This window comes from Actinomadura chokoriensis, assembly GCF_041463665.1.
Taxonomy (GTDB): Bacteria; Actinomycetota; Actinomycetes; order Streptosporangiales; family Streptosporangiaceae; genus Spirillospora; species Spirillospora chokoriensis_A.
The window spans coordinates 237,906-253,309 of the sequence record NZ_JAXCEJ010000008.1 but is presented as its reverse complement, the minus strand read 5'-3'; the positions used below and the strand labels follow the sequence as shown (position 1 = coordinate 253,309).

Here is a 15,404-nt window from a genome sequence, read left to right as displayed (position 1 = left end):
AAGAAACCCCGACCATCCCGAAAGACGGCCACGGGGCGACCCGACCCCAACAAGGGCCGAGCCGATAAAGGCACTGGCTTTTAACACGCTGTTGAGTTCTCAAGAAACGGACACCCACCGCGCCGAACCCCTGCTCACGCAGAACCGGCTCCGGGGCAACCCTTCTAACTTACCCGATCCGCTCCCGTTGTCAAGCCGATCAGCGAAGATCTTTTTGACGGTCGGAGGCGCACCAGCCCCCCACGGCGACGACACACCCCCAGGCCGAAAACCTGGCGAAGATCGTTCCGTAGGAGATGCCCTGCGGGCCGGCCACCTCGCGGCGTCCTGCATCCCGTCCGGGCTTGCCTTGCAAGAGTACCCCGGCTCGAAGCAAGCTGCGAACCGTTTTCCACTCTCGGCTTCCCCCGGGGCCGTCCGCCTCTCGGCGTCCCGCATCCCCTTGGGGCACGACAGACATTAGGCAGCCTCGTACGGTCCGTCAAATCGACACTGCGCCCGCCGTCGTCCCACAACGAGTTCGCCGTCTTCCCCCATGCCCCGCCCCCGCTCCATCGAGGAAGACGAGGTGCAGTTCAGCCCCGGTTGCCCATCCCGCGGAAATCGCAGGTCGCCTGGGGTTTTCCGGACGAGAATCAGTGCCGTGTCAGCGGCATGTCAGCGTCGAAAGCCCGATGTCCGCGACATGTCAGCGCCTTAGCCCACCGTGGTGACCGTCACAGATGACACACAGGCGAAAGGCAAAATCGATGGACGAAGTGATCCGCGCCGAGGGGCTGCGCAAAAGGTTCGGAGACACGCTCGCTCTGGACGGTGTGGACATCGCGGCGCGCCGCGGGACGGTGCTCGGGGTGCTGGGGCCGAACGGCGCCGGCAAGACCACCGCCGTCCGCGTGCTGGCGACGCTGCTCAAGCCCGACGCGGGACGGGCCGAGGTGTCCGGCTACGACGTCGTCAGGGACGCGGCGCGCGTCCGGGCGAAGATCGGGCTCACCGGGCAGTACGCGTCGGTCGACGAGGAGCTGACCGGCACCGAGAACCTGGTGATGATCGCCCGCCTGCTGGATCTCGGCAGGCGTGAGGCGAAGGCCAGGGCGCGGCAGTTGCTGGACCGGTTCCGGCTGACCGATGCCGCGTCGCGCGCCGTGAAGACGTACTCCGGCGGGATGCGGCGCCGGCTCGACCTGGCGGCGAGCCTGATCAACCACCCCGAGGTCATCTACCTGGACGAGCCGACGACCGGGCTGGACCCGCGCGCCCGCAACGAGGTGTGGGACACGGTCCGCGGTGTCGTCGCCGACGGTGCGACGGTGCTGCTGACCACGCAGTACCTGGAGGAGGCGGACGCGCTCGCCGACCGCATCGCGGTGTTCGACCACGGCCGGGTCATCGCCGAGGGGACGTCGGACGACCTGAAGGGGCGGATCGGGCGGCAGACGCTCGCGGTACGAGCGGCGGAGCCGTTCCGCACCGGTCAGCTCAGCGCGATCGTCGCCGAGCTGACCGGGGAGCGGCCCGAGGTACAGGAGGCGGCCGGGCTCGTCACGGTCCCGGTGAGCGACCCGAAGCTGCTGTCGGCGCTGGTCCGGCGGCTGGACGAGGCGTCCATCGTGGCGGCGGAGCTGGCGCTGCGGATGCCGAGCCTGGACGAGGTGTTCCTCACGCTGACGGGCCATCTGGCCGAAGAGACCGACTCCGAACTCGAGAGGAGCGTGGCATGACCACGATGACCGCTGACTCCCGTCCCGCCGCCGCCGAGCCGCCCGCGCGCGTAAGCCCGCGGCGGACGGTGCGGCACGGCCTGACGCTGGCATGGCGCAACATCGCCCAGCTGCGGCATTCCCCGGAGAAGCTGCTGGACACGACACTCATGCCGATCGTGTTCCTGGTGCTGTTCCTCTACGTGTTCGGCGGGGCGGTCTCGGGGGGCACGCACGCCTACTTGCAGGAGCTGTTGCCGGGCCTGGTCGCGATGATGACGATGTTCGCGACGATGGGGGTCGGGACGGCGCTGAACGAGGACATCCACAAGGGCGTCTTCGACCGGTTCCGCAGCCTGCCGATCGCGCGCTCGGCGCCGCTCATCGGGACGGTCCTCGGGGACACGGCCCGGTTCGTCACCGTGATGACGATGCTGGTGGGGTTCGGGTCGATCCTGGGTTTCCGGTTCCACACCGATCCGCTGTCGGTGCTGGCGGCGTTCGCGCTGGCCTACGTCTTCTACCTGGCCGTGTGCTGGTTCTCCGTCCTGGTGGGGCTGATCGCGCCGTCACCGGACACCGTTCAGGGGCTGTCCTTCCTCTGGGTGATGCCGTTGACGTTCGGCAGCAACATCCTCGTCCCGAACACGTCCACGATGCCGGGCTGGCTCCAGTCGTGGACGGATGTCAACCCGGTCACCCATCTGGCGGCCTCGGTACGCGCGCTGACGGTCGGCGGCCCGGTCGGGAACCACGTCTGGTTCACGCTCGCGTGGGCGGCGGGGATCGTCCTCGTCACGTTCCCGCTGGCCATGCGCATGTACTCGCGGAGGGCCTGACGCCGCGTCCGCGGAGATGGCACGAGCGCCGCCCCGGACACTCGGTCCGGGCGGCGCTCGTGCCATCTCCGGTTCCGGCACCGCGTCGAACCGCCCGCCTCCCGGCCGGCACATGCTGACCGGGACCGTGCCGGGCACGAACCAGAAGGGCGCGAAACCGACGGTCCCGCTCAAGTCACCGGGGCACCGGGGCGTTCAGACGGATGCGACCAGGGCGGCGCCCTGTTCGAAGACCTCCTCGCGGGTCGTCCCCCGCCCGCGTTCGTAGGCGGCGTTGAACGCGGCGTCGCCGAGGGCGCGGGTGGCGGCCGCGAGCGTCCGGCGTACCTCGTAGCAGGACGTGTCCTGGTAGCCGTGCAGGTTGTGCGCGGTGCCGAGCAGTTCGGCGGCGCGGACGAAGCTGCCGCGCGCGGCGGCGTAGGCGGCGAGACCCTCGACGAGGGACGCCACGGTCGGGTTCCCCATGAGCGCGTCCTTGTGCAGGTCGCGGAACGCGTCGGTGTGCCGGCGCCGCGCCTCGTCGAGATCGCCGTCCTCCTCGGCGAAGCAGCCGAAGCGGCTGTGGGTCCGGCGCGCGTACTGGGCGAAGTCGGGCCGGTGCTCGCGCGACTCGACCCATGCGCGCGCGCGTTCCGCGTGGGCTCGGGCGGCGCCCCGGTCGCCCTCCTGCAGGGCCAGTTCGCACAGCAGCAGCGAGGCCCCGGCCGCGTCGGCGAACTCGCCGATCCGCTCGGTCTGCGCCATGGCGCGTTCCAGGTCCTCGCGGGCTTGCGCGACATCGCCCTGCCGTGCCCGCGCCCGGGCGAGCTGGGTGAGGATCGCCGCGCCCTGCTCCGGGCTGACCCCGGTCGTGGCGTAGCCGTACGCCTCCTCGCCGAGCCGGACGGCCTCCGCGAGCTCGCCGCGGGCCAGGGCGACCTGCGTCATCCCGCTCAGCGCGATGATCATCCCGAAGCGGTCGCCCAGCTCACGGAACCGCGCGTAGCCGTCGGCGGCCTCCGTGGCGGCCTCGCCGATGTCGCCGGTGTTGATCCCCAGGTGCCCGAGGATGACGCGGGCGATGGCGCGGACCCACGGGTCGGGATGGTCCTGGATGCCGCGCAGGCGCCGGCGTACCTCGGCCATGTCGCCGTTGAAGATGCTTGACGCCGCCTTCGCGAGGGCGAGGACGGGGTGCATCGGCGGCTCGGGGACGACGGCGACGATGTCGTCCACGGTGGCGCGCAGCGTCTCCGGCGTCGGCCCCGATTCCTTGCTCATCTCGCAGACGAGGCGGGACGAGACGACGCAGAGCGCGTACTCCTCCTCCAGGCCGGGCGGCGGGGTGCCGCCGGCGAGGTCGTGGACGGCGATCGCCCACCCGCCCGCCTCGCTCTCCATGTCGTGCAGCACCCAGAACCACACGAGCGCCGCGACGAGCCGCAGGCCCGTCTCGACGTCACCGGTGTCGATGACATGGCGGAACGCGACGGCGATGTTGTCGCGTTCGGCGGCGACCAGGCCGGCCCAGCGCAGCTGGTCGCCGCGGCGCAGCTCCGGCTCGGCGCGTTCGGCGAGCCCGACGAGGTAGCCGGCGTGCGCGTCCCGGACGCGCCGGTTCTCGCCGGCCTCCTCCAGCCTCTCCCCCGCGTACACGCGGACGGTCTCCAGCAGCCGGTAGCGGACGTCGGCGTCGCCGTCCGCCATCACCAGCGACTTGTCGATCAGCGCGGCGATCACGTCGATGACCTCGATGACCTCGTGCGACTCGGCCGCGTCCAGCCCGCACACGTGCACGGCGGCCGCCGGGGCGGCGCCGCCCGCGAAGACCGACAGCCGGCGCAGGACGGTGCGTTCCAAGTCGTCCAGCAGGTCCCAGCTCCAGTCGACGACGGCGCGCAGCGTCCGGTGCCGGGGCAGCGCGGCGCGGCTGCCGCCGGTCAGCAGCCGGAACCTGTCGCCGAGCCGCGCCGCGACCTGGCCGGACGTGAGCGAGCGCAGCCGCGCGGCGGCCAGTTCGATCGCGAGCGGGATGCCGTCGAGCGCTCGGCAGATCGCGACGACGTCGGCGACGGCGCCGGCGTCCACGGTGAAGCCGGGGCGGACGGCCGCGGCCCGGTCGGCGAACAGGCGCACCGACGCGTACCCGAGGGCTTTCGCCGGGTCGGTGACGTCCTCGTCCGGCAGCGGCAGGGACGGGACGGGGCACAGCGACTCGCCGGTGATGCCGAGCGGCTCGCGGCTGGTCGCGAGGACCCGGACGCCCGGCGCCTGCGCGAGGACGTGGTCGACGAGCCGCGCGACGGCGTCGACGAGGTGCTCGCAGTTGTCCAGGACGACGACCATCCGCTTGGCGGCGAGGAAGTCGGTGAGGCGTTCGAGCGGCCGCACCACCATGCGCGTCTCTCCCGGCCGGACCGTCTCGGGGACGCCGAGCGCCGACAGCACCGCCTGCGCCACGTCGCCCGGGTCGCTCACCGGCGCGAGCGGGACGAACCACACGCCGTCCGGCGTCTCCTCGACGAAGGCGGCGGCGCTCTCCCTGGCCAGCCGCGTCTTGCCGGCGCCGCCGGTCCCGGTGAGGGTGACGAGCCTGCTCTCGCGGAGCAGCTTGCCGACCCGCCGCGACTCCTCCTCCCGTCCGACGAAGCTGGTGAGCTGCGCGGGCAGGTTGGTGCGCGGCGAGGCCGGAGGGTCCGCGGGAACGGGCGCCGGCGCGGGCGCCGCGGCCTCGCGCCGCAGGATCGACAGATGGACGGCGGCCAGCTCCGGCGACGGGTCGACGCCGAGGCGGTCGGCGAGCGCGCGCCGCGTCTCCTCGTACACCTCCAGCGCCTCGGCCTGCCGTCCCGCCGCGTAGAGGGCGCGCATGAGCTGCCCGCGCAGCCGTTCGCGGAGCGGGTTCGCGGCGGCGAGCGGCTCCAGTTCGGCGACCGGCGGGACGGGCAGCCCGGCCGCGATCTCCGCGTCGACGCGGTCCTCGACGGCGGCGAGCCGCAGTTCCTCGAGCCGCGTGACGATTCCGTAGGCGAAGTCGGCGTCGGCCACGTCCGCGAGGGCGGGACCGCGCCACAGCGCGAGCGCCGCCCGCAGCCCGCCGGCCCGCCGCGCGGGGTCGTCCTCCGCCCGCGCCGCCGCGACGCCGCGCTCGAACGCGACCGCGTCGACCTCGCCCGGATCCAGGCCGAGCCGGTACCCGCCCGGCCCGTGCTCCACGACGTCCCGTCCGGCGACGCCGCGCAGCCGGGAGACGAGCGCCTGCAGCGCGTTGCCTCCGGGCGGGGCGTCGTCCCACAGGTCGTCCAGCAGCCGCTCGGCGGACACGGGACGGCCCGCCTCGGCCGCCAGCCGGACGAGCAGGGCGCGCAGCCTCCGGCCGCCGACCTCGACGGGCCGCGCGGCCTCGTCCCGCACATCGAGCGGGCCCAGGATGCCGATGCGCACGAATCCCCTTCCCGGTGACATTCTTCCTGATGTGTGGACCCCGCGGGTCGGGTACGTGTCCGATATGCCTAGAGCACAGATCAAGGACGAGAAGACCTACCAGGAGCTTCGCGACCGGGGCGAGAGCAAGGAGAAGGCGGCGCGCATCGCGAACGCGGCGGCCAAGCGCGGCAAGAAGAGCGTCGGACGCAAGGGCGGCAAGAGCCCCTCCTACGACGAGTGGACGAAGGAGGAACTCCTCGGTCGCGCCCGCGAGATCGGCGTCCAGGGACGCTCCTCGATGACCAAGTCCGAGCTGGTCAAGGCACTGCGCGACCACTAGATGGAACTCGTCTTCGTCCTGGACTGCGGCGACCCGGACGCCCTCGCCGACTTCTGGTCCGCCGCCCTCCACTACGCCCGCGGCGAGTTCGACCCCCCGTACGTCCGCCTCACGGATCCGTCCGGCAGGCGACCGACGCTCCTGCTTCAACGCGTCCCTGAGCCGAAGGCCGGAAAGAACCGGATGCACCCCGATCTCCGCATCACCGACATGGAGGCGGAACTGGCTCGGGTCACCGCGCTCGGCGCCACCGTCGTCCACGCCACCTTCGTCGACAACGGATGGCCGACGACGGTGCTCGCCGACCCCGAAGGCAACGAGTTCTGCCTGATAGCCCCGCCCGGTGAGGAGAACAGATGAACGCGGTCGTCGACACGGCCGCAAGCAGAAGCGCAAGTACGCCGCCGGGGAGGACCGCCCGCTCGGCTCCTCCCTCGGGTCCTGGGCGCCTACGCCCTCACGACCGCGACGATGACGCTGACCGGCCGCAGGCTGCGCGGCGGGCCACCGGCCATAGGCCTCACCGACCTCGCCCTCATGACGATCACCACGCACAAGGTGGCCCGGCTGATCGCCAAGGACCCGGTGACGAGCCCGCTGCGCGCCCCGTTCACCCGCCACTCGGGCACGGCGGGCCCGTCCGAACTCGCCGAGGAGGTGCGCGGCAGGGGCGTCCGGCACGCCGTCGGAGAGCTGATCACCTGCCCGTTCTGCACCGCGCAGTGGGTCGCGACGGCCTATGCGGCGGGCCTCGTCTTCGTCCCGCAGGCGACCCGGCTGCCGGCACCACGATGACGGCGGTAGCGGGCTCCGACTGGCTGCAACTCGCCTAAGCGCGCCTCCAGCGGTCCGCGGAAGGCCGCTGACACGGGCCGTCCCCGACCGCCCCAACGCCCACTTTATTTACGTTTGTCCCAGCTGCAAGGGGTAGGGCCACCCCATGGATCTGGCATTCCTCAAGACGCTGTACCAACGTCCGGGCCCGTACGCGACGGTGTACGCCGACCTGACCCGCACGACCGAGGACGCCGCCAAGGCGGCCGAGCTGCGCTGGCGGGCGCTGCACGCGGACCTGGAGGACCAGAACACCCCGAAGCCCACCCTCCGCGCGATCGACCGGACCATCGAGGAGGAGCTGGCGCTGCGCCGCTCCGAGGGCATCGTCGTCTTCGCGGCGGACGGCGAGGTGGTGCACACCGAACGGCTTCCCGGCCCGCCCCGCGCCACCCGCGCCACCCTGGCGCCGCTCCCGGACGTCCTGCCCTACCTGGCCGAGCGAGGGGAGCGGTTCCCGCACCTGCTGGCCGTCGTCGACCGCCGCGGCGGCGCGATCGACAGCGTGAACGGCCACGGCCGGCACGAGCACATCGACGTGCGGGGGGACGAGGACTACCCCATCCGCAAAGTGAAGGCGGGCGACTGGAACCAGTCGCGGTACCAGCGCTCGTCGGAGAACGTCTGGAAGCTCAACGCGAAGAAGGTCGCCCACGAGATCGACCGCGCCGCGGACCGCTGCCGCGCCGAGGCCGTCGTGATCGCCGGCGACACCCGCGCCCGCAACGCCGTCCTGGAGGAGGTCTCGGAGAGCGTCCTGGAGCACACCCTCGAGGCGGACAAGAACACCAGCATCGGCGACCCCGACCTGGACGCCGAACTTCACCGCCTCCTCACGCTGAAGACGGCGGAGCGCGTGATGACGGTCGCGGAGCGCTTCGACCGCGAACTGGCGAACGGCGAACGGGCCGTGTCGGGTCTGCCCGCGACCACGGAGGCGCTACGCCACGGCCAGGTGGAGACGCTGCTCCTCACCGACGCCGAGTCCGACGCCCGCCTGTGGATCGGCCCCGACCCCGTCCAGGTCGCCGCCACGGCCGACGAGCTGCGCGAGGAGTTCGGCATCACCGACCCCAGGGAGGACCGAGCGGACGCGGCCCTGGTCAGGGCCGCGGCGGCGACGGACAGCGAACTGGTCGTCCTGCCGCCCAACGGCGACGCGCCCGCCCCCGTGGGCGCCGTCCTCCGCTACACCACGACCCCGGAGCCGTCCCAATAGAAAAGGAGCGGCAGCCCCTTCACGGGGATGCCACTCCCTACTCCGAGTGGAGCTATGGGGATTCGAACCCCAGACCTCCTCCATGCCATGGAGGCGCGCTACCAACTGCGCCATAGCCCCTCGATCACGAAAAGCTTAGTGCACGCTGGGAGCACTTGGGACGCGCGGGCCGGGCAGGGCCCCTCGCCCGCGCGTCCCCGGCATGGGCCTGGGCGAAGGCCTTGCGGTCAGATCCACCCGAGGTGCTCGCCGACCTCGTCGGGCGCGTAGCCCCGATGCCCTCCATCGCCGATCCACACCATGCCGTCGGCCTCCGCGACCGGCCCGACGGAGTGCTCCTGAGGCAACCGCGGCTGGATGGCCAGCCGAACCTGCGTCCCGGGCTCGAACCGGCGCAGTTCGTCGATGAGGTCCCCCACGGTGACCTCGCGGTTCGCCCCCCTGCGATGTCTTCCCATACCCCGCATGAAACCATCCCGGCCTCCACCCTCCCGCCGCGCCGCCGTCCCGATTCGCCAGGCGGCCCCAACCACTCGCCAAGGGGCACAGGACAACCAGAACGACCCTGCCCCCAAAGGGGGCAAGGGGCGAAGCCCCAAAACGCGAGCGAAGCTCGCCCCAAGCCACAACAACGCAAGCGCGTGCGCACACAGAAACCGGCAGGGGGGCGTGGGGGTGCGGAGCCCCCCACATCGGGGGTCCGGGGTCGCCCCCCGGGTCAACATGACGAAGGAGTGGCGGGAAGGAGCCCCCAGGCTCCGACCACACCACTCCCAACTCCGAGTGGAGCTATGGGGATTCGAACCCCAGACCTCCTCCATGCCATGGAGGCGCGCTACCAACTGCGCCATAGCCCCGCCGCTGCGTGGACAGTCATCCCGCAGCGCTTCGCTAGTGTATAGGACGGACGGGGCTGGTCTCGAATCGTTTGCGGGTCAGGTGCCGGCGTCGGGGCGGTCGTCGCTGAGGACGGGTTCGGGGAGGGTGCCGGCGTTGTGTTCGGCGAGGCGCCAGCCGCCGTCGCGCATCTCGGTGATGACGGACCAGCAGCAGTTGGACAGGCCGCCGAGGCGTTCCCAGGTCTCTTCGGGGAGTCCGAGGAGGTGGGACATGCCGAGGCGGAGCGCGGCGCCGTGAGAGGCGACGACGAGTTGTCCGCTGGGCGGCAGGTCGTCGAGGGCGCGTTGGAGGGCCGTGCCGACGCGTTTGGCGACCTGGGCGCTGGTCTCGCCGCCGGGCGGCTGCCAGGCGGCGTGTTCGGCCGGGTAGCGTTCGCGGATCTCGCGGGCGGTGAGGCCCTCCCAGGCGCCGCCGTCGCGTTCCATGAGGTCGTCGTCGTAGCGGACGGGGAGTCCGGTGATGTCGGCGAGGGCCTGGGCGGTGTCGGCGGCGCGGCGGAGCGGGGAGGCGAGCAGGGCGGTGGGGCGGAGCCCGGCGAGGAGCCGGGCGGCGCGCCGGGCCTGCTGGACGCCGGTCTCGTCGAGCGGGATGTCTGTCTTGCCCTGGAAGCGGCGTTCGAGGTTCCAGCCGGTCTGGCCGTGCCGCCAGAGGACGAGGCGGCGCCTGCCGGGTTCGCGGGCGGGCCGGCTGTCACTCACTCGGGCTCCCGACGGCGCGGGCGCGCTGGGCCTGGTGGGCGGTGACGCTCTCCGGCAGGTCGAGGAGGGGGCAGTCTTTCCACAGGCGTTCGAGGGCGTAGTACATGCGGTCTTCTTCGTGCTGGATGTGCACGATGATGTCGGCGTAGTCCAGCAGGACCCAGCGGCCTTCGCGCTCGCCTTCGCGCCGGACGGGTTTGGCGTCCGCCTCCTCGCGCAGGCGTTTCTCGATCTCGTCCACGATGGCGCGGACCTGCCGGTCGCTCGGGGCGGAGCAGAGCACGAACGCGTCGGTGATGACGAGTTGCTCGCTCACGTCGTAGGCAAGAATGTCGTCGGCCAGCTTGTCGCCCGCCGCCTCGGCGGCGATCCGGACGAGCTTTGCCGCCCTCTCGGATGCGGTCACGGTGCGCTCGCGATCCTCCCTGTAGGGGTCGTCTCCGTTGACACCCTCTCACGGGCGGCGGCCGGCGGACCCCTTTGTCGTGTACGACCGCAATGCTCATGCGGCCCTTTCCCCCTCCAGGGTATGCGGCCGGGTCAGGACGTCCCCGCACCGCGCTGGAGCGCCGTCACCGGGCCATAACCCTCAGTACAGTTCGCGCTTGTTGATGTACTGGACGATCCCGTCCGGGACGAGGTACCAGATGGGCTCGCCGGCGTGGACGCGTTCGCGGCATTCGGTGGAGGAGATCGACAGGGCGGGGACCTCCATGAGGGAGACGCGCCCGTTGGGCAGGCCAGGGTCGGCGAGGCGGTGGCCGGGACGGGTGACGCCGACGAAGTGGGCGAGTTCGAACAGTTCGTCGGTGTCGTGCCAGGTGAGCATCTTCTCCAGCGCGTCGGCGCCGGTGATGAAGAACAGGTCGGTGTCGGGGCCCTGGATCCTGCGCATGTCGCGGAGGGTGTCGACGGTGTAGGTCGGGCCGGGCCTGTCGATGTCGATGCGGCTGACGGAGAAGCGCGGGTTGGACGCGGTGGCGATGACGGCCATGAGGTAGCGGTCCTCGGCGGCGGTGACGTCGCGTCCCTCCTTGTGGGAGGAGAGGCCGGTCGGCACGAACACGACCTCGTCGAGGGAGAAGAAGTGCGCGACTTCGCTCGCGGCCACGAGGTGCCCGTGGTGGATCGGGTCGAACGTCCCGCCCATGACCCCCAGCCGCCGCTTTTGCGTCATGGCGACGAGAATAGCCAGCCGGGCCGGCGGCCCGAACGTCCGGGTCCCGGAGGTCAGTCGAGGCCGGGGAGCGGCGGGCGGCCGTCCTCCCAGGTCACGACGCGGACGGCCTTGCCGACCTCGACTCTCGGCACGGCGCCTTCGGGAAGGACGAACACCTCGGCGGTGAGGCCGAGCGCCTCGTGCAGCGCGTGCGCGAGACGGTCCTTCGGGTCGCCGGACAGGGCCTCGCAGGCGACGAGGAGCCGGACGGACGGGCCGCGCCGGTCGACGACGATCTGGTAGTGCGGCCGGACGAGCCCGGAGCCGAGCAGGACGCGCTCGACCTCGCTCGGGTACACGTTGACGCCCCGGACGACGATCATGTCGTCGGCCCGCCCGAGGACCTTGCTCATCCGGACGAGGGTCCGCCCGCAGGGGCAGTCGCCGCGGGTCAGGGACGCGATGTCGCCGGTCCGGTAGCGCAGCAGCGGGAGCGCCTGCTTGGTCGGGGTGGTGAAGACGAGTTCGCCGGGCGTGCCGTCCTCGACGGGGTCGCCGGTGGACGGGTCGACGGCCTCGACGACGAAGTGGTCCTCGTTGACGTGCAGGCCGTCCTGTTCGAGGCATTCGGTGGCGACGCCGGGGCCGATGACCTCGGAGAGTCCGTAGATGTCCATCGCCTTGACGGGCAGCACGGCCTCGATGGCGGCGCGCAGCTCCTCCGACCAGGGTTCGGCGCCGAACAGCCCGGCCTTCAGCGCGGGCAGTTCGAGGCCCGCCTCGGCGACGGCCTCGCCGAGGCGCAACGCGTACGCGGGGGTGCAGGTGAGGACGTCGGCGCGCAGGTCGGCGAGCATCCGCACCTGCCGGTCGGTCATGCCGCCCGACATCGGCACGACGGTCGCGCCGAACGCGACGGCGCCCTGGTGGATGCCGATGCCGCCGGTGAACAGCCCGTATCCGTAGGCGTTGTGGACGATGCTCCCGGGCGACGCTCCGGCACACGACAGGGAACGCGCGCACATCGCCGCCCACAGGTCGAGGTCGGCCTTGGTGTAGGCGACGAGCGTCGGGCGCCCGCGCGTGCCGCTGGAACCGTGCACGGCGGCGACCTGGTCCTGCGGGACGGCGAGCATCCCGAACGGGTAGTTGTCCCAGAGGTCCTGCTTGGTGGTGAAGGGCAGCTTCCGGAGGTCGGCGAGCATCACGTCCGACCCGCCCCGCACGCCGGCCTCCCTCAGCCGCCGTCCCTGCACGCCACCGGCGGCGAGGAGCCGGTCGACCAGCCCCCACAGCCGGTGCCGTTGCAGCGCGGCCCGCTCGTCCACGGACATCGCCTCGGCTTTGGGGTCGAACATCATCCGCCTCCAGGGCACGGCCGGAACCGCCCGGGTTCCCCGGCGTGGAACCCTGCGGCACGCTGGTTCGTCGGGACTACCATGCCAGACATGACGGAGAACACACCGGATCGAGCACGTACGCGGTTCCCGGGCATCAGTTCCCGGGCCTACGAACACCCGGCGGACCGATCGGCGCTCGTGGCGCTGCGCTCGCTCTCCGGGTTCGACGTCGTCCTCCGCAAGATGTCGGGGCTGATCAACGAGCGGTCGCTGCGGCTGATGTTCCTCGGCGGGTCGGTGCGCGTCGGCGAGGACCAGTTCCGCCACGTCCACGACATGGTCCGCGACGCCTGCTACATCCTGGACATGCCGGAGGTCCCGGAGCTGTTCGTCCGGCAGGACCCGACGCCGAACGCGATGGCCCTCGGCTCCGACCACCCGTTCATCGTGCTGAACACGGGCCTGCTCGACCTGCTGGACGACGAGGAGCTGCGGTTCGTCATCGGGCACGAGGTGGGGCACATCCTGTCCGGGCACGCGGTGTACCAGACGATGATGCAGGTCCTGCTGCAGCTCGGGGCGCGGCTGGCGTGGCTGCCGCTCGGCAACGTCGGCATCGCGGCGATCGTCATCGGGCTGCGCGAGTGGTTCCGCAAGGCCGAGCTGTCGTCCGACCGGGCGGGGCTGCTCGCCGGGCAGGACGTGGACGCGGCGAAGCGGGTCAACATGAAGCTCGCCGGCGGGGTCCGGCTCGGCGAGATGAGCGCCGAGGCGTTCCTGGCGCAGGCCCGCGAATACGACGCGGCCGGCGACGTGCGGGACGGCTTCCTGAAGTTCATGAACCTGCTCGGGCAGTCGCACCCGTGGGCGGTGATCCGGTTCGCGGAGATCGACCGGTGGGCGCGCGGCGGCGAGTACGAGCGCATCCTCGCCGGGGACTACCCGCGCCGCGACGACGACGGCGACGCCTCCGTCCGGGACGGGGTCAAGGAGGCGGCGCGCTCGTACCGGGAATCGTGGGAGCGGACGGCCGACCCGTTCGTGGGCAAGGTGCGCGACATGGCGGACGCGGCGGCCGGCGCGGCGGGCGGCCTGTTCGACCGGATCACCCGCCGGGACGGCGGGCCGACGACCCCCTAGCCGGAGAAGGCCCGCAGGAGACGGGGCCGCCGCGACACGGACGCGGCGGCCCTTCCCGTCGCTAGAAGGGCGCCGGGAGGAGGAGCTCGACGTTGCGGTCGGCGGCCTCGCCGCGGCGGTCCGAGTCGCGGTCCTGCCAGTCGTTGCCCGCCAGCTCGCGGGACAGCGACGCGAGCCGGACGGGGTCGCCGAGCCGGCCGCCGTAGGACGCCGGGCCGGCGGAGTCCAGGATCGTCGCGAAGATCGACAGGGTGCCGTCGCCGTTGTCGGCCAGCTCCACGACGCGGCTCTGCTGCGGGAAGTCGATGTGCGCGGCCGTGTTCACCTCCCAGAATCCCCCGCCGCCCTCACGCGCGTGCGGGATGACCTGGTTGCGGTGCGTATGGCCGTTCACCCACAGGACGACGTTCGGGTAGCGGAGGAGCAGCGCCCGCACCTCGTCGCCGAGGACGCGGTCGCCGCCGAGCGGGTTCTCCAGCGAGCCGATGGGGTGGTGGCTGAACAGCACGAACAGCCGGTCCTTCACCGCCTGCCCGACGACCGAGCCGTCCGGTGCGACGTAGCGGGCGCTGCCGGCCTTGAGCTGTGCCTCCAGCCAGGCGAACTGCTTCCTGTCGAGCGAGCCCTCCGAGTAGCCGTTCGGGTTGACGGTGTCGAGGACGAGCCCGCGCACGACGCCCTGGTCGAAGGCGTAGTAGGCCGTCCCGTCCCGGAGGGTGGCGGCGGTGAAGCCGTGGCCGCGTTCGGCCGCGCCGGTCTTGAAGTGCTCGGCGACGACCTCGGCGCGCGACAGCATCCGCCGGTTCCAGTCGGGCGTCACGGGACGGAACAGCCCGCCCGCGCCGCCCTGCTCGCGGCTCAGCCGGACGAGCTCGGCGGCGTCCGCCTTCTGGAGCATGCGGGCGAGGCGTTCGGCCTGGCCGTCGTCCGCCGGAGCGCCGATCTTGATGCTGCCGGTCGCGAGGCCCGACACGAGCGGGTTGACCGGCAGGTTGCCCTGGATGAGGCCGTCGTGGTTGCCGAACGCGGCGAGCCACGGCATGGCGAGCCCGGTCGCCTGGAACGGCCTGCGCGCGGCGTCGACCAGGCCCCGCACGCGCGGGAAGCCGTACCGGGTGATCGCCACGTCGGCCTGCGCGCCGGGCGGCGGGCCGTCGGGGTGCCAGTACGCCCGGTCGTAGGACGCCCAGTCCATGACGCCCTCGTACCGGTTCGGGTCGCCGGAGTCGGGGCGGACGCGCCCGCCGTCCAGCAGGTCGATGATCCAGCGGATCTCGTTGTACTGGACGTTGTCGGCGGCGTCGCCGGTGTTGATGGTGAACGCCAGGCCGAGACCGGTCGCGGGCCCCCGGCCGACCCTGTTCACCGCCTGCACCATCGCCTCGGCGACCTGCGTGGAGAGGAGCTCCTGCGGGCGCCATCCGCCCTCGGGGAACCCGCCCACCGCGTCCCGGAGCCGGTCGATGAACTCGACCCGGGCCGGGGACTGCGCGTCGATGATGTGCACGTCGGTGAGGTGCCCGAACGCGAGGACGCCCCGGCGGGTGGCGGCGCGCCGCGCGGCGGCGGCGCCGCCGAGTTCGCGGCGCAGCAGGTGCGGCTCCCCCGGCCCGGTGATCACCGGGCGGTACCCGCCCGCGCCCGCCGCGCCGAGCACGTACGTCCGGTCGAGGGTGGTGCCCGCGACGGGACCGCGCAGCGCGGGCGCGGCAGCGGCGGCGGGACGCGCTGGGAACGCGGCCAGCCCGGTGGAGGCGATCCCCGCGCCGAGGGCGGCGCCCTTCAGGACGCGGCGGCGGCTGTACTCACGAGTCACAATCGTGAATCAGA

General features: G+C 72.3%; 14 protein-coding genes and 2 tRNA genes. 7 read left to right on the top strand and 9 right to left on the bottom strand.

Annotated features, from left to right (window positions below; all coding sequences use genetic code 11):
* Positions 1–749 precede the first annotated feature (749 nt).
* Both SM418_RS16210 and SM418_RS16205 read left to right on the top strand, forming a co-directional pair.
* Complete coding sequence (locus tag SM418_RS16210; RefSeq protein WP_371941223.1) at positions 750–1,721, top strand: ATP-binding cassette domain-containing protein; 972 nt, start codon at positions 750–752, stop codon at positions 1,719–1,721.
* Positions 1,718–2,539 (top strand): ABC transporter permease, encoded by an 822-nt coding sequence (locus tag SM418_RS16205; RefSeq protein ID WP_371941224.1) that lies wholly within the window; start codon positions 1,718–1,720, stop codon positions 2,537–2,539. Before SM418_RS16210 ends, SM418_RS16205 begins: the two co-directional genes overlap by 4 nt.
* Positions 2,540–2,734: 195 nt before the next feature.
* Here SM418_RS16205 and SM418_RS16200 read toward each other — a convergent pair whose 3' ends face one another.
* Complete coding sequence (locus tag SM418_RS16200; RefSeq protein WP_371941225.1) at positions 2,735–5,962, bottom strand: ATP-binding protein; 3,228 nt, start codon at positions 5,960–5,962, stop codon at positions 2,735–2,737.
* 64 nt (positions 5,963–6,026) lie between these two features.
* On the opposite strand from SM418_RS16200, the gene SM418_RS16195 reads away from it, so the two are divergent.
* From SM418_RS16195 to SM418_RS16180, 4 genes are all read left to right on the top strand, one after another.
* Positions 6,027–6,284 carry a DUF7218 family protein gene (locus tag SM418_RS16195; RefSeq protein ID WP_371941226.1) on the top strand — a complete coding sequence of 86 codons (258 nt, stop codon included), beginning with the start codon at positions 6,027–6,029 and terminating at the stop codon, positions 6,282–6,284.
* A complete protein-coding gene (locus SM418_RS16190; RefSeq protein WP_371941227.1) occupies positions 6,285–6,644 on the top strand; it encodes a VOC family protein in 360 nt (119 codons plus the stop codon).
* 111 nt (positions 6,645–6,755) lie between these two features.
* Positions 6,756–7,079 carry a DUF1360 domain-containing protein gene (locus tag SM418_RS16185; protein WP_371941228.1) on the top strand — a complete coding sequence of 108 codons (324 nt, stop codon included), beginning with the start codon at positions 6,756–6,758 and terminating at the stop codon, positions 7,077–7,079.
* A gap of 145 nt (positions 7,080–7,224) precedes the next feature.
* Positions 7,225–8,337, top strand: coding sequence for a baeRF2 domain-containing protein (locus SM418_RS16180; RefSeq protein WP_371941229.1), 1,113 nt, complete (start codon positions 7,225–7,227; stop codon positions 8,335–8,337).
* A 47-nt stretch (positions 8,338–8,384) separates the two neighbouring features.
* Here the strand turns inward: SM418_RS16180 and SM418_RS16175 are convergent.
* The 7 genes from SM418_RS16175 to SM418_RS16145 all read right to left on the bottom strand — a co-directional run bounded on the left by SM418_RS16175 (position 8,385) and on the right by SM418_RS16145 (position 12,455).
* A tRNA-Ala gene (locus SM418_RS16175) sits at positions 8,385–8,457 on the bottom strand.
* A gap of 107 nt (positions 8,458–8,564) precedes the next feature.
* The gene (locus tag SM418_RS16170; protein ID WP_371941230.1) at positions 8,565–8,795 is read right to left on the bottom strand and encodes a hypothetical protein; all 231 of its coding nucleotides are present in this window, start codon (positions 8,793–8,795) and stop codon (positions 8,565–8,567) included.
* Positions 8,796–9,121: 326 nt separating this feature from the next.
* Positions 9,122–9,194, bottom strand: a tRNA-Ala gene (locus SM418_RS16165).
* Positions 9,195–9,272: 78 nt separating this feature from the next.
* Positions 9,273–9,935, bottom strand: a complete 663-nt coding sequence (locus SM418_RS16160) for a histidine phosphatase family protein (protein ID WP_371941231.1) — start codon at positions 9,933–9,935, stop codon at positions 9,273–9,275.
* A complete protein-coding gene (gene rsfS / locus SM418_RS16155) occupies positions 9,928–10,341 on the bottom strand; it encodes a ribosome silencing factor (RefSeq protein ID WP_371941232.1) in 414 nt (137 codons plus the stop codon). The genes SM418_RS16160 and rsfS overlap by 8 nt, the downstream gene beginning before the upstream one ends.
* 183 nt (positions 10,342–10,524) lie before the next feature.
* A complete protein-coding gene (nadD, locus tag SM418_RS16150; protein WP_371941233.1) occupies positions 10,525–11,112 on the bottom strand; it encodes a nicotinate-nucleotide adenylyltransferase in 588 nt (195 codons plus the stop codon).
* A 53-nt stretch (positions 11,113–11,165) separates the two neighbouring features.
* Entirely contained in the window at positions 11,166–12,455 is a 1,290-nt protein-coding gene (locus tag SM418_RS16145) for a phenylacetate--CoA ligase family protein (RefSeq protein WP_371941234.1), read from the bottom strand.
* An 87-nt stretch (positions 12,456–12,542) separates the two neighbouring features.
* Here SM418_RS16145 and SM418_RS16140 point away from each other — a divergent pair, with 87 nt between their 5' ends.
* A complete protein-coding gene (locus SM418_RS16140; protein WP_371941235.1) occupies positions 12,543–13,574 on the top strand; it encodes a M48 family metallopeptidase in 1,032 nt (343 codons plus the stop codon).
* A 61-nt stretch (positions 13,575–13,635) separates the two neighbouring features.
* Here the strand turns inward: SM418_RS16140 and SM418_RS16135 are convergent, their stop codons facing one another.
* Positions 13,636–15,390, bottom strand: a complete 1,755-nt coding sequence (locus SM418_RS16135; protein ID WP_371941236.1) for a TIGR03767 family metallophosphoesterase — start codon at positions 15,388–15,390, stop codon at positions 13,636–13,638.
* Positions 15,391–15,404 lie beyond the last annotated feature (14 nt).

Coding starts and splice junctions, on each gene's coding strand:
- SM418_RS16210 (WP_371941223.1), top strand. CDS start 750: ATGGACGAAGTGATCCGCGCCGAGGGGCTGCGCAAAAGGTTCGGAGAC.
- SM418_RS16205 (WP_371941224.1), top strand. CDS start 1,718: ATGACCACGATGACCGCTGACTCCCGTCCCGCCGCCGCCGAGCCGCCC.
- SM418_RS16195 (WP_371941226.1), top strand. CDS start 6,027: ATGCCTAGAGCACAGATCAAGGACGAGAAGACCTACCAGGAGCTTCGC.
- SM418_RS16190 (WP_371941227.1), top strand. CDS start 6,285: ATGGAACTCGTCTTCGTCCTGGACTGCGGCGACCCGGACGCCCTCGCC.
- SM418_RS16185 (WP_371941228.1), top strand. CDS start 6,756: ATGACGCTGACCGGCCGCAGGCTGCGCGGCGGGCCACCGGCCATAGGC.
- SM418_RS16180 (WP_371941229.1), top strand. CDS start 7,225: ATGGATCTGGCATTCCTCAAGACGCTGTACCAACGTCCGGGCCCGTAC.
- SM418_RS16170 (WP_371941230.1), bottom strand. CDS start 8,795: ATGGGAAGACATCGCAGGGGGGCGAACCGCGAGGTCACCGTGGGGGAC.
- nadD (WP_371941233.1), bottom strand. CDS start 11,112: ATGACGCAAAAGCGGCGGCTGGGGGTCATGGGCGGGACGTTCGACCCG.
- SM418_RS16145 (WP_371941234.1), bottom strand. CDS start 12,455: ATGATGTTCGACCCCAAAGCCGAGGCGATGTCCGTGGACGAGCGGGCC.
- SM418_RS16140 (WP_371941235.1), top strand. CDS start 12,543: ATGACGGAGAACACACCGGATCGAGCACGTACGCGGTTCCCGGGCATC.